Raw genomic sequence first — 13,697 nt, 5'->3', positions numbered from 1 at the left:
TCAAAGGCTCACCCAGGCGACATCGTCCTATTGCACGCCAGCGACACGAGCAAAGAGACCCATCTGGCCTTGCCCAAAATCATCGATAAGCTTCGTGCGGACGGGTACGAATTCGTCACTGTGTCGGATCTCATTGCCGGCTCCCAGGTAAAAAGCCAGGAGGTTAATTGAAAAAGCTGACCAGATCCGGTCAGCTTTTCCTATTTTACCACTCGATGAAGTTGCATGACTTGCCAGACATTGCAGAACAATAAGGGAACCAGCATCGACATCGTGGCATAAAAATTATGCTGTTTGAGAGCTGGAATCCACTCGATGGCAGAAAAAACAAACATAAAGAACAATGTCGGCACCCACGCGCTATGATTCGTCAGCTTCGCCTTTGCATATGCCGTTACAATGGCAATCGCGAGCAAGAGAATGGGCTCAACGAAAAATTCCGATATCCCTTTTCCTTCTCCCAGCATCGTATACCGCAAGTAAACCATATCGAAAAACGCGAACAGCACCAGGAAAATCTGTATATTTTTCCACAAGCCTGGGTTCTTGAAAAGTCCTCTGGCAAAGTAACTGATCGTCATATAAGCAAAGAGGCCCATTTGAGCCACAATGCTGATCGTCATCCCATACAGCATTTGCATAAAGGTTCCCATAAAAAAGTTGGCCATTGTGCCTTCCAGCAATTTATCGGAAGCAAAGATAAGACCTACCACAATGCCGCCCAATCCACCAAGCAGCAACGTAGTGAAAAACAGCCAGCCGTACTTGCGCAAGCTCACCGAACGTCCCTCCAATCTGCATCGCTTATGATTGTACCAACCCATGCAAGAAAATACTAGCGTAAGAACAAAACAAAATGCGCACGTTACTCATTAGACAGGGTAAAGGAGGGTAACCGCCTCATGTGGAAGAAAAGTGTTTCTTTGTGGCTGTTGCTGGCGGTCAGCCTGATCATGACAAGCTGCGGCAACGGAGGGCAAGCCCAGGGCCCGGCACAGCCTGATTATAAGAGTGTAAAGGATATGGTGCTCGACATCCTGCAAACGGAAGAGGCCAAAAACTCCGTTGCGAAAATGATGAAGGACGACAAATTTACACAGAACCTCATCATGGACGAGTCAACCGTGAAGACAACGCTGATCCAAAGCATTACCAACCCGGAAAACCGGCATATCAAAGAAGCCTTCAAAGACCCGAAGTTTGCCAGCACCCTGGCTAAGTCGATGAAAAATGAGCATAAAACATTGATGAAAGACCTGATGAAGGATCCCGAGTATCAAAAAATGCTGATCAGCGTAATGAAAGACCCGGAATTTGAAAAAAATCTGATGGAAATGATGAGAAGCTCCGCCTATCGCAAGCAGACCATGCAAATTATGAAGGAATCCCTGCAGAGCCCGCTGTTCCAGGAAGAGCTCATGAAATTGATGACAAAAGCCACCGAAGACATGATGCAGCCGAAAGAAGCGAAAAAAGGACAGAAAAAAGGCGGTCAGGGCGAAGGCGGCGGTGGTGGCGGTGGAAGTGGCGGCGAAAGCGGCGGCGGCGGTCAATCGTAATAAAAAAGGTGAGCTCCAATAAGAGCCCACCTTTTTCCATAGTTGCGTTTATTGATTGACAGTGGCTTCACATTTCTCGGCCACAAGCTTTGCCATATCCATATAAATGCTTCCAATCGCCGAATCCTGCCGGTAAACGGATGGAGAATAGTCAGCCTCGGCTGGATGATTTTCCGGCTGACCGAGCGGAATTTGCGCCAGCAATTCCGTAGCAAGCGTCTCGGCGAGCTTGGCTCCTCCGCCTCTGCCGAATACGTATTCCTTGGAACCGTCTTTCGCCTCATACCATGCCATGTTTTCGACGACACCGAGAATTTCATGCCCCGTCTTCTTCGCCATGGCGCCGGCACGGGCGGCCACGAAGGCAGCGGTAGCATGCGGAGTCGTCACAACGATTTCCTTGCTTTGCGGGATCATGGTATGGACGTCGAGGGCCATATCGCCCGTACCCGGAGGCAAATCAAGCAAGAGATAATCGAGGTCTTCGCCCCAATGGACTTCTGTAAAGAAGTTCCGCAACATTTTGCCCAGCATCGGTCCACGCCAGATGATCGGGGAATTGTCCTCCACGAAGAATCCCATCGACATGACCTTTACCCCAAACTTGTCGACGGGCAGGATCGTCTCGCCAATAACAGTTGGGCGTTGCTCAATGTTCATCATGTCAGGCACGCTGAACCCGTAAATATCGGCGTCAATAATCCCGACTTTTTTGCCTAAACGCGCCAGCGAGACGGCCAGGTTGACGGTGACCGTCGATTTGCCCACTCCCCCTTTTCCGGAGGTGATGGCAATAAACGTGGTCATCGAGTCTTTTGCCAAAATCGGATTGAGAACGGGCGCTTGTCCTGCCGGTGACGGAGATGACGCCTGTCCTCCGCGCAACTGTGCGCTTAACGCTGCACGTTCTTCATCGGTCATGGAACCGAATTGCAGACGGACTTCTTTGGCACCCAGCTCTTTGACGGCAGCAATCACGTCTTGTTCGATTTTGGCTTTCAACGGACAGCCGGAAATCGTGAGAACAACGGTCAAACTGACAGTTTCTCCCTCGATCTGGATGTCCCGAATCATATTTAATTCGACCAGGCTGCGGTTGATTTCCGGGTCTTTTACATCACGAAGCGCTTCCAGCACGCTTTCTTTGGTCAACATCGCGTCCACCTCTATCTTATATGATACAAACGTAAACAGAAGCTCTTTAGGGTATGCGCGTCCATTATAGCATATCCGACGGGACCATACACGGCTGCGGGTGTTTCGAAATTGCAACAGTCAGACCGTCAGCAAGGAAACGCTGATCACGGTGCAGTCGGCGGCTTTTCCCCGGCGTAATGCCGCAGTATCCCTTGATAAATCGCATTGGCCATAGCCTTTTGGTAATCAACCGAGCGCAGGCGTTTAGCTTCCGCCTCATTGCTGACAAAACCAACCTCCACCAATACAGCGGGACAATCTACCTCGCGTATCAAAAATACGTCGTCCGTTTTGCTCGGCACCCGGTCCGTATTCTCCAGTACCCGCTTGATCTCATCCTGAATGAGGTAGGAAATTTCCTCGCTCTTTTTGAAAGCAGGATAGTAAAACGTCTGGGCCCCCTTCCACTTTGGCGATGGAATCGAGTTTACATGAACGCTTACCAAAAAGTCAGGGGAATTGTCGTTGACAAACTTGACCCTGTTTCGGATATCCTCTGATTTTCGTTTCCGCAGCCGTTCTGCCTCAGGGGAAGCCAGATCCTTGTCCTCTTCCCGCGTCATAATGACGTGCGCCCCTGACTGCAGGAGAAAATCACGCAAGTACAGACTGATTGCCAATGTCACTTCTTTCTCGATGACACTGCCATCTGACGAAACAGCTCCGCCGTCTTTTCCTCCATGTCCAGGATCGATGGCGATGACTGTCCCTGCCAAGGGCAATGACCAGGTCGTCCAGGAGGAACGATCTGGTGCTTCATAGGTGAGCAACAGCACGAGCAGAAGAAATGATAAGATGTATCCCGTTACTTTTCGAGCCACCTTGCACCGTCCCCTTTGTCCATTCTCGTTTCATCTTATGGACAAAGGGCCGCAAATATGACGGCTTGTTCGAGTTCGCTTACCCAATAAACCAAACCTTGATCCGTCCCTACAATAGATCCGTTGGCGAAAAAACAAAAACCCCCTGCCTTTGCATACACAAAGAACAAGGGGTTTTGCATAAAGCCTCTCTTAGCGCTTGGAGAATTGAGGAGCGCGACGAGCAGCTTTGAGACCGTATTTTTTACGTTCTTAAATGAATGCTTAGGATACGCTAGGACTACCTAGTATTATATAGGAAGTTTCGTGTTTTATATCCGGTATCTTAGGATGTGTTCAGATAAGAATATGGTCAAAATATGGTCACGAAAACCCGGCTCCGTTATTTCATGGTGCCGGGTCTTCTTTACATCATGTCAGCTGCTTCATTACGTCATTGCCCTTTTTCCACTTTTGTACTAAAGAAGCCTAAACCGGTCAATATCACCAATCACTTATGAATTGAGAATATTTCGCTCTAACAAATATTAAATAAGAATGACCGGCTCAAAATCCCATTCTTCATCAGTAAATCCGCTTTCAATTAATAACTCTTTTACTTTTCTGCTTATAAGCATATTCCGCTTTACTCTTTTTTCACTCACTGCTTGAAATTCTAACGAATAATTAAAATCCGCGATAACCTCTGAAACATTTTTACTATAATGATACGGGAAGATCAAATGCCCCCCTGTTCCACAAGCTAGGCACTTCAATTTTCGGGCAATAGGATCATTTTTAATTTCATCGGGTATTTTTTGTGATGGAAGAATATTTGTTGGTATTACTTCATAGGCATTTCGTTTCTTCGCTCTTTCTCCATAATGTTCAACTTGCTCCAGTTGATATCCCGTAAGTTCCCATTCATTAAATAGTGAAGCTATTTTTTCAGATATAACCAACCTCGAATCAACGTATACGAAATTTTGTTTTTCTACATTTGCTGTATTGATTTTCAATGCCCCCACCTTTTCATAGATGGCTCTTCCACATGTATCACAAAAAGGTTTAATTTGATACCTGCCTTTGTTAGTGGTATAACGTTGCTCAATGTTTCCAATAGAAGGTACTCGGAAGAGTGGGGAAGTGGTCAATTCGTGTTCCGTATATTGAAATACTAATCTAAAATCTAGTTCCCCATCTTCTACAAAAGAAAGCTTTGTCATTAGGCTTTCTAAAATAGCAGGTTCATATGGTATACGTAAATCGTAATCAATAACAACATATCCACCCTTGATTATAAACGGCTCTGGCGGAGAATAGGAAATTCCAAAATCTTTTAATACTCTATCCACTCGTGGCTTTAGTTCTAAACTTTCAACTGTAAACTTCATAACGGCTGTTTTCTTCACTCTGTTCCCCCCTATCAAACTTATATAACGAATAACTGACACTTTATATATGAAATACAAAGTGTCAGTTATGCAATCATTTATTATTTATTAATTGTGTGTTGGCGAGTTTGAGCAAATTTCCACAGAAACTCATATACGGTGGCCTCTAGCGGAAACTCAATTGCCTTTCCAAAAGTTTTTAAACAGTGTTGTTTGTCAATACCGGAACAAGAGACCATTTAGTATCATCAGAGAATGTCTTATTATGGGCAATTCCATGTTCAACTAATAACGTGATTACCTTCTTACTAACTAACATGTGCCGAATAACTGTTTCTTCATTGATAGGATAATATTCATAAGTTAAATTAAAATCCTGCATCAATTGACTTACTTTCCTATCATAGCTATAGGGTAACTGTAAATGCTCTACAACACCACATTCAGGACATGTTCGCATCTTGACTTGAGGATCACTACTTAGTTGGCCGATCAAATTTTGTGGTGGCAAGATATTAGTGGGAATAACCTGAAAGGCATTTTGTCCTGTTGTTGATCCTTTATGCCTTACCTCTCGTAATATATATCCTGATAGATTCCACTCACTAAACTTATCCGCAAGATCCTGGGAAATAACCATATGTTCGTCGACAAATATTAGCGGATTTTTTTTAATGACTGATGTATTAAACATTAGTTCGTTTTTTGTAACTTTCTTATTTCTTAAGCAACTTGGGCAAAATGTTATTAATTCATCTTTCGATTTACTGGAGAGATATAATTCCGACTTGTTACCTATTGAGGTGATTCTATATAATTCGGCGTTTCTTCTCTCATCATCAGTATACTCATATATATAGCGAAAATAACGAAAAGTAGATGACATACTTTTACTTCCTAATGATTCCTCATAAATCGAGTTCAGATTCTCTAATATCGTTGTGAATAACTTGATATCGTACGCTACCTCAAATTTATACCGGACATAAACATCATCATTTTTTATATCTGATTCTGGTATTACAAAATCTTGTATTAAAGTATTAAGAATTTGATCAATTTTATACTTGATTTTGAGATCATACACTTGAAACGAAAAATGAACTTTTATCTTCATTAACTCACCTCATTATTTAGATAATAATACTATAACTCCACACCAAAGGTGTGGAGTTCTTTAAATCCTTAACGGATACTATGTTGCTTTTCCCTCGCAAATTTATACAAAAATTCGTAAACTTCATCATCAGTGTCTCTCCATAGTTTACGATATACGTCAATATGAGTCTCCAATATTTCAGCGCGAGAATACTGATTATAATCAATGCCGTAGGGAATCTCTTTTCTCATCGCTTTAGTGATTGGATCGTGGTACTCCTTAGGTATTGCAATACAAAACATATCATCTTCATGGGTTCCCAATCTTTTTGCAAAGCGTTTCTCGAATATGTGATGTCTATGCCAACCAGAAGGTATGTGTTTATGGCAGACTAAAAATGTAGGTTATGGCAGTTAATTTATGCAGACCCGTAGGGGCTGCATAAATTAAAAAACCACTTGCCAACATCCCCTTATCAAAATACACTCCTGTTGGGCATTACAGACGACGGGAGGTATAAAGTTAGGAGATGTTAGCAGTGGCAGAAATTAATTATATCAGGCATGAGGCAAACAAAAAAGGGCGAGCTTATAGCAAGATTGCCAAACAAATGAATCGTGATTCAAGGACGGTTCAGAAGTATGCAGAAATGGATGATTTCAATCTACAAGAAAAGCCCAAGCAAATTCGAAAAGCTAGAGTCATGGAGCCCGTTAAACCTATTCTTGATCAATGGATCAAAGAGGACTTGAACAAGAAAAAGAAGTTCCGAAGAACAGCACAACGCTTGTTCACGCAATTAGTGGAGGAATACCAATTTACAGGATCATCTCGCTCTGTCAGACAATATGTTTCCCAACGTAAGCACCAGTTAGCGGAGACAAGTGATGCTGCGGCATTGCCATTGGAAACGAGACCTGGATCAGCTCAAGTTGATTTTGGAGAAGCACCATTCAAATATCAGGGAGAAAGTGTTACCTTGCCATTCCTCGTTCTCTCGTTTCCTTATAGCAACACGTTCTACTTTCAAGTTTTCCAGTCTCAGAATCGAGAATGCTTTCTGGAGGGATTAAAGCGTATCTTTCACTATATAGGTGGAGTTCCAAAGGTCATTCGATTTGATAATTTATCACCAGCGGTGAAAAAGATCATGCCAAATGGTCAGCGTGAACTGACGGAGGAATTTCAAAACTTCGTTTTTCATTATGACTTTGAATACGAGTTTTGCAATCCCGGTAGTGGCAATGAAAAAGGGCACGTAGAGGCGATGGTCAAGTACGTTCGCAACAACTTCCTGCTTCCTGAGTTGCAGATACACAATCTTGATCAGCTAAACGAAACCCTTTGGAAAAAAGCCGAGAAAGATCGGGAGAGACCTCATTATGTGAAAGAAACCATGCTTTCCGAACTATATTTGGCAGACAAGGAACACCTTCTTCAATTACCTGCCAAAGAGTTTGATTGTATCCGATATGAACGAGTAAAAGCGGATAAATACGGATATATCCGAGTCGAAAATAAACTCTACTCAACGTCTCCCCGTTTTGCCAAATGTATGGTTTTGGCAAAGATCTCATTTGACCGAGTCGATATTTTAACTGAAGAATATGAGCTGATCGTACAGCATCCCAGGCTGTATGGCAAAGAGCCAAAATCAGTGATTTGGCAGCCATATTTGATATTGATGGCAAAACGGCCAACTGCTATTAAATACACAAGTTTTTATGAACAATTGCCAATCGAATGGCAAGTCTATCTCTCGAATTGCACGGTCCCAGAGAAGCAAGAAGCTCTCCAGCTACTATCCGTCATTTTAGAGTCTGTAAAATATTTTGTGTAAACTCTCAACCTCTAAACTACAATTAGGAGTAGAAAGGTTGGGAGATTTTTATGATGTCAAAAGAGCAGATCAAGCAGTGGATCAAAGAGAAAAACATGAAGTCAGTGGACGACGTACAGTCAGCGTTAAAGGATCTATTCGCAGACACAATCCAAGAAATGCTGGAAGCTGAAATCGAGTCCTCTCTTGGATACGCCAAGCATGACATGAAAAACAAGCGGACAACCAACAGCCGCAATGGGTATAGCAAGAAAACCGTCCGTTCTGAGTACGGGGATGTCGACATCCAAGTCCCTCGAGATCGAGAGGGTGATTTTGAGCCAAACATTGTAAAGAAACATCAGTCCAACGTGACAGGGATCGAAGATCAAATTCTTGCCCTCTATGCCAAAGGCGTATCCACACGCGATATCCAAGACCATCTGCAGCAGCTCTATGGCATCGAAGTCTCACCAACGCTCATATCGAATGTAACCAATAAGATTGTACCGATGATCAAAGAGTGGCAAAATCGCCCCTTGCAAGCGGTTTATGCTGTTGTTTTCCTTGACGCCATTCACTTTAAGGTAAAACAGGACGGAGCTATCGTCAATAAAGCCGCCTATATGGTCATTGGTATTGACCTTGACGGTCATAAAGATGTGCTTGGGATCTGGATTGGGGAGAATGAATCGGCAAAATTCTGGCTGCATGTCCTCAACGAACTGAAAAATCGTGGAGTCCAGGATATTCTCATTACAAGCGTCGATAATCTTCGTGGCTTTACAGAAGCCATCTCTGCATGTTATCCGAAGACGGAGATTCAGAAATGTGTTATCCATCAAATCCGAAATTCCATCAAGTATGTTTCCTATAAGGATCTCAAAAAGATCACGTCCGAGCTAAAACCTATCTATAAGGCTCCAACGGAGCAAGCCGCGTTGGAAGAACTCGATCAGTTTGAACAAACCTGGGGCAGTAGATATCCCTTGATGGTTCGTTCCTGGCGGAATAACTGGGACGAGATTGCCACTTTCTTTAAATATCCTCCCGAGATTCGAAAGCTGATTTATACAACTAACGTGATCGAGAGTTATCATCGACAGCTTCGAAAGGTGACAAAAGGAAAAGCCATGTTTCCCACAGATGATGCCCTTTTGAAGATGTTATATCTCGTAACCATGGATGTTCTACGAAAGTGGACGGGACGAGTTCAGAACTGGGGCCAGATTCTCTTACAGCTATCCGTTTTCTTTGAAGATCGGGTACAGCCGTACATCCGTTAGCAAATGAAAGGCTTCATCCCCGAAGGGATTATCTTTTTCTCCACCAACGCGTCAAGGGTTCGCTTCGCCTCACGCCCTTGACTCTATTGGCTCCGAAAAAGATGTCCCAATTAGGGGGATGAAACCTGTTCATATATCGGTTGATTGAGTTTACACAAAAATCTTGACAGACCCTCATTTTAAAAAACGATGATATGAAAATACCCACGCAAGCTTTGCAGCTTGCCTCTGAGAATGGTCACCCAGCCGTTGATTCTATTAAGCAGATCTATTATCAACTCATGAATGGCCGTGGACAAAGGGATACCATCCAACCGAAAGGTTTTGTTCCTGCCGTTCCAACAGCCACTAGAGGATTAGCCCATTACAATGAATTTTTTAAGGGAACGGGAGGTCATCACTAGTGGATGCATTGATAAAAGAATATTCAAAGCGTCTCAAGTTGAGTTGGGTTCGGCAACATTTCCATGAGGTTGAAGCTACTACAAATGAAGAGTACTTACTCAAAATACTAGAAAACGAGATACAACAACGAGAAGTACGGAAAATCAATCTGCTCTTTAAACAATCTTCCTTGCCAAGAGTAACAGGAAAGCCATTTGAATGGGGTCATATTCAGATGGGACAAGGTCTCACGCAGGATCATATCCTTCATGGTGGATTTATAGAGGAGAAAGAAAATCTGATCTTTTATGGCGGTGTGGGAACGGGGAAAACGTACTTATCCACTCTGATTGGCTTAAATGCCATTCAGCAGCAAGGGAAAAAGATAAAGTTCTTTACTGTCGCTGGATTAGTCAATCGGCTGCTAGACGCTCACGAGACTGGCTCGTTGAGCCGATTCTTTAACCATATTGAGAAGCTAGATCTGTTAATACTCGACGAACTGGGGTATATTCCTCTGCATAAACAAGGTGCAGAACTGCTATTTCAGATTATCTCCATGTGCTACGAAAGAAAAAGTATTATTATCACGACCAATCTACAGTTTGGCCAATGGAATCATATATTTGGTGATCCAATTTTAACAGAGGCAGTTATTGATCGCTTGATTCATCACTCTCATTTGATCGTCTTCAATGGCGAAAGCCATCGATACAAAGAATCGCTATTACACGGTAAATAATTTAGGGGTTGGCAAGTGGTACATTTTTAATTGCCATTTGCTACATTTCTTACTTGCCAAAAACAAGGTATGTTTTTTAGATTATCGTAGACATCAATCCCAATCTCAAGTGCCTTCTTTAATGTCTTATTGGCTCTAATCATCCGCTCAACGCCAGAAATTGCTGGAACACCCGGAAAGACAACTGACGCACCATCAAATACTACTTTAAATCCATTCCAAAGCGTAGGTTCAGCCCTGTAGTCAGCCAAAGACAACATAAAGTTGCCTACATCAAAAGCTGTTTCAACCCATTGAGGTTTAATTACACCATCTTTTTTATCAGCGGCTAGAGTGGATAGGTTTGATTCGGCAACTTCCTGAAAATCGAATTCATTAGGATCTAAGTCTCTAATTTTTAGTTCTTTTAACTGATAACCTTCGCCCAAGGACTCGAAATCAGATTCATCTAACTCTGTTCCGTTCGTCAAGAACATAGTTGTAGAGATTTGATCCCCTTCAGGTGACTCAAGGATTACTTCCGCAACTCTATCTACGTCAAACTCTGGCTGTGCTACATTTTTGGAATTTGCAGCAAAGGCATAGTTGTTTATCGGACTAACTAGCAATACTACCACGAGGAAAAAAGTGAGTAATCTACTAATCACATTCATACGCATTTGCAACCTCCTAATAAAAATTGGTCGTGAAAATGGTAATGGTGTGATATAAATTGATAATCCTCCAAATCACCTCATTTCCCTAAATATTTACAAATTTATTTGTATATTCCCATGATATATAAAGAAGTTTTGCATTTCTACCAAATTCGATTTACATATTTCGACATTTTTCTCAGATAAATATACAAAGTCCCTTACTTACTGATTTTTACGAAATCCATGCTTCAACGCTTTTGATTTTACCCTTTGGTAGTTTTATGATTTTTACGATCCCCGTCCCGCTTACCCTGCAGGTAAAGCGCTGCAGCAGTTTCTCGGACAGGATCAAACACTACCCCTGTGTATATTGCATAGTAAAAGTGCTTAATTTTGTAGCAATTACTTATGCAGATTAAAGTGACTGGGTTTGACATGGAGAGGTGGGTGTGATAGGCTTGTCAGCCGTTACGAAGCCATTGGCTTCGCCCCTTCGCAATGATTCATACCCATAGAGGTTCCATGTCAAACCTATGCATAAAAGTTACTTCTGCATATTGATAAAAAATCATCGCAGCAAAATTCGGCACTTTTCGATTGCCAAACACACCCCCTGGATTGTTTCTATAATAAGGTCTTTCCCTTTCACCCGGACGTATCGTCTCCGCTATCCATTCCGGCAAATGCCGAATTCCACTGTCTTGACTGTTCTTTTAAATGTCTCAGATTAATCATCTCGTTTTTTACCTGCACGCCAGTATTAAAGAGTCAGATACTGATGTGCTCTGACCCCTTGTCGTTGTTGGCGAAGTAGGAACGCTCTTCAGAATTTTATTGCTGTCGCCTGAATAGTCATTATAAGAATTTGTACGTGGTACGTTTGTCTGGTACGCCTGAAGTTATCTCTTCTCAAAAAAATGCTGTAAAATCAAGAATATCCCTTACCATCTCTATCCCGTTTCGATAAATTGTAGCTTCTATACTAGAAGCCCCTCTCTGATGAGAAGGGCTCAGCCTGTAGACAAAGTTCCGTAAGGAACAGGGTCTGCAGGCTTTTTTGTTGAATATAGAACATGTTACGTTTTCAAAAGTTATTTTTTAGAGGTGGCATTATGCTTAATAAGCAAGAGGCCGAAGGGCGTTATCAGATATCTGCATTCTCGCTAGATGAGTTGGTGCCAGAAGATCATCTCGTAAGAAAAATTGAAAATGCAATCGACTTTTCGTTCATCTATGACTTGGTGGAAAGCCTTTACTGTCATGACAATGGCAGACCCAGTGTTGACCCTGTAGTCTTAGTTAAAATTGCTTTCATCCAATATATTTTTGGAATTCGTTCCATGCGACAAACGATTAAAGAGATCGAAACCAATGTTGCCTATCGGTGGTTTATTGGCTATGATTTCAGTCAGCCCATTCCCCATTTCACGACCCTAGGCAAGAACTATGTTCGCCGTTTTCGGGATACTCAACTCTTCGAGTCGATCTTCCTTCGAATATTGGAGGAGGCGGTTCATCATGGATTCGTGAAGCCTGATGTGCTTTTCATTGATGCTACGCATGTAAAAGCCAGTGCGAATAAGCATAAATACGTGAAAGAAATCGTTGAAGAACAAGCGAAGAAATATCAAGAGCTGCTGGACGAAGAAATCAATCAGGATCGTATTGCACATGGAAAGAAGCCCCTTGAAAAAAAGACAGAAACTTCGAAGAAGGAGGTGAAAGTCAGCACAACTGACCCGGATTGCGGATTGTTTGTAAAAGGGGAAAAGGAACGTGTATTTGCTTATAGTTTTCATACAGCATGTGATCGAAATGGATTTGTGCTTGGTGCCAAGGTAACGCCAGGCAATGTGCATGACAGTCAGGTTTTTGAGGATGTTTTGAATCAAGTGCGAAAGACGTTTGCACAGCCTCAAGCTGTGGCAGTGGACTCGGGATACAAGACGCCTTACATCAGTAAAACACTCCTTGATGACCAGATTCGCCCCGTTATGCCCTACACAAGACCACGCACCAAAGAAGGTTTTTTTAAAAAGCACGAATATGTGTATGATGAATATTTCGACTGCTACATCTGCCCGAACGAGCAAATCTTAACATATGAGACAACAAACAAGGATGGGTACCGTATCTATCGATCAAATTCTCAAGTTTGCCGAAGTTGTCCGTTCTTGAAACAATGCACGGAAAGTAAAGACTACACAAAGAGAGTGAGTCGCCACATCTGGGCTGATTACCTCGAAGAGGTAGACCACCTCCGGCATACCGAGGAAAACAAACAAATCTATAGCAAACGGAAAGAAACGATTGAACGTGTATTCGCTGATATGAAGGAAAAGCATGGCATGCGTTGGACGACCTTACGAGGACTGGAGAAGGTCACGATGCAGGCGATGCTTGTTTTCGCTGCCATGAACTTGAAAAAAATGGCGACCTGGCTATGGAAATCAGGTCGCCAAAAGGTGAACGATCAAAACACCTTCGGTATTTTCATCAAATTATTAAACAAACTCCCTCTGCTGTTCGTTCAGCGAGGGAGTTTGTCTGCAACCTGAGCCCCTCTCTGATGAGAAGGGCTCTTTCATGTCGGTTCAGTTATTTCCCGTTTAAACAGTCGGGCACATCATTCTTTGGGTATCCCACCATTGTTGATGGATTCGCTCGCAACTGATCAGCATCCTAGTGTGAATGTCAACCAAAATGTTGACCACAGTGCTCATCAAAAAATTGACCACCATGGCAAAAATCAATCCACCCGTCGGGTGGGTAACTTTTT

At 42.7% G+C, this 13,697-nt stretch carries 12 protein-coding genes and 1 pseudogene (1 of these 13 only partly in view); 6 read left to right on the top strand and 7 right to left on the bottom strand.

Annotated elements, in window-relative coordinates; all coding sequences use genetic code 11:
* Positions 1-171 carry the 3' portion of a polysaccharide deacetylase family sporulation protein PdaB gene (gene pdaB, locus NST96_RS01920; protein ID WP_003391897.1) on the top strand. Its footprint begins 594 nt before the window's first position, so only the last 171 of its 765 coding nucleotides appear in the window; its start codon lies beyond the left edge, outside the window; it ends in the stop codon at positions 169-171.
* Between the two features lie 29 nt (positions 172-200).
* Here pdaB and NST96_RS01915 read toward each other — a convergent pair whose 3' ends face one another.
* Positions 201-779: a KinB-signaling pathway activation protein gene (locus tag NST96_RS01915; RefSeq protein WP_251238263.1), complete on the bottom strand. Its 579-nt coding sequence runs from the start codon at positions 777-779 to the stop codon at positions 201-203.
* 123 nt (positions 780-902) lie between these two features.
* Between NST96_RS01915 and gerD the strand changes: the two genes are divergently transcribed.
* Positions 903-1,559, top strand: a complete 657-nt coding sequence (gene gerD / locus NST96_RS01910) for a spore germination lipoprotein GerD (protein ID WP_003391903.1) — start codon at positions 903-905, stop codon at positions 1,557-1,559.
* Between the two features lie 48 nt (positions 1,560-1,607).
* On the opposite strand, the gene NST96_RS01905 is transcribed toward gerD, so the two are convergent.
* The 5 genes and pseudogenes from NST96_RS01905 to NST96_RS01885 form a co-directional block, all read right to left on the bottom strand.
* Positions 1,608-2,714, bottom strand: coding sequence for a P-loop NTPase (locus tag NST96_RS01905; RefSeq protein WP_003391906.1), 1,107 nt, complete (start codon positions 2,712-2,714; stop codon positions 1,608-1,610).
* Positions 2,715-2,860: 146 nt separating this feature from the next.
* Positions 2,861-3,577 (bottom strand): N-acetylmuramoyl-L-alanine amidase CwlD, encoded by a 717-nt coding sequence (gene cwlD / locus NST96_RS01900; RefSeq protein WP_003391909.1) that lies wholly within the window; start codon positions 3,575-3,577, stop codon positions 2,861-2,863.
* A gap of 192 nt (positions 3,578-3,769) precedes the next feature.
* Positions 3,770-3,841, bottom strand: a pseudogene (gene rpsI / locus NST96_RS01895) (30S ribosomal protein S9); the annotation flags it as partial.
* A gap of 263 nt (positions 3,842-4,104) precedes the next feature.
* Positions 4,105-4,968 carry a hypothetical protein gene (locus NST96_RS01890; protein WP_172920206.1) on the bottom strand — a complete coding sequence of 288 codons (864 nt, stop codon included), beginning with the start codon at positions 4,966-4,968 and terminating at the stop codon, positions 4,105-4,107.
* Positions 4,969-5,149: 181 nt separating this feature from the next.
* Positions 5,150-6,067, bottom strand: a complete 918-nt coding sequence (locus NST96_RS01885; protein WP_342405491.1) for a hypothetical protein — start codon at positions 6,065-6,067, stop codon at positions 5,150-5,152.
* A gap of 511 nt (positions 6,068-6,578) precedes the next feature.
* Here NST96_RS01885 and istA point away from each other — a divergent pair.
* The 3 genes from istA (at position 6,579) to istB (ending at position 10,280) form a co-directional block, all read left to right on the top strand.
* The gene (gene istA / locus NST96_RS01880; protein ID WP_340700975.1) at positions 6,579-7,889 is read left to right on the top strand and encodes an IS21 family transposase; all 1,311 of its coding nucleotides are present in this window, start codon (positions 6,579-6,581) and stop codon (positions 7,887-7,889) included.
* A gap of 50 nt (positions 7,890-7,939) precedes the next feature.
* Complete coding sequence (locus NST96_RS01875) at positions 7,940-9,154, top strand: IS256 family transposase (protein WP_251247396.1); 1,215 nt, start codon at positions 7,940-7,942, stop codon at positions 9,152-9,154.
* Positions 9,155-9,557: 403 nt separating this feature from the next.
* Positions 9,558-10,280, top strand: a complete 723-nt coding sequence (istB, locus tag NST96_RS01870) for an IS21-like element helper ATPase IstB (RefSeq protein WP_311067724.1) — start codon at positions 9,558-9,560, stop codon at positions 10,278-10,280.
* Between the two features lie 26 nt (positions 10,281-10,306).
* Here the strand turns inward: istB and NST96_RS01865 are convergent, their stop codons facing one another.
* On the bottom strand, positions 10,307-10,939 hold the full coding sequence (locus tag NST96_RS01865; RefSeq protein WP_338462836.1) for a hypothetical protein: 633 nt from the start codon (positions 10,937-10,939) through the stop codon (positions 10,307-10,309).
* Positions 10,940-12,030: 1,091 nt separating this feature from the next.
* Here NST96_RS01865 and NST96_RS01860 point away from each other — a divergent pair.
* Positions 12,031-13,476, top strand: a complete 1,446-nt coding sequence (locus NST96_RS01860; protein ID WP_024985259.1) for an IS1182 family transposase — start codon at positions 12,031-12,033, stop codon at positions 13,474-13,476.
* Positions 13,477-13,697 lie beyond the last annotated feature (221 nt).

The organism is Brevibacillus sp. FSL K6-2834 (genome assembly GCF_038592925.1).
Taxonomy (GTDB): domain Bacteria; phylum Bacillota; class Bacilli; order Brevibacillales; family Brevibacillaceae; genus Brevibacillus; species Brevibacillus borstelensis.
Note: the sequence above shows the minus strand (reverse complement) of the source record. Positions and strands in the feature narration are given on the sequence as shown.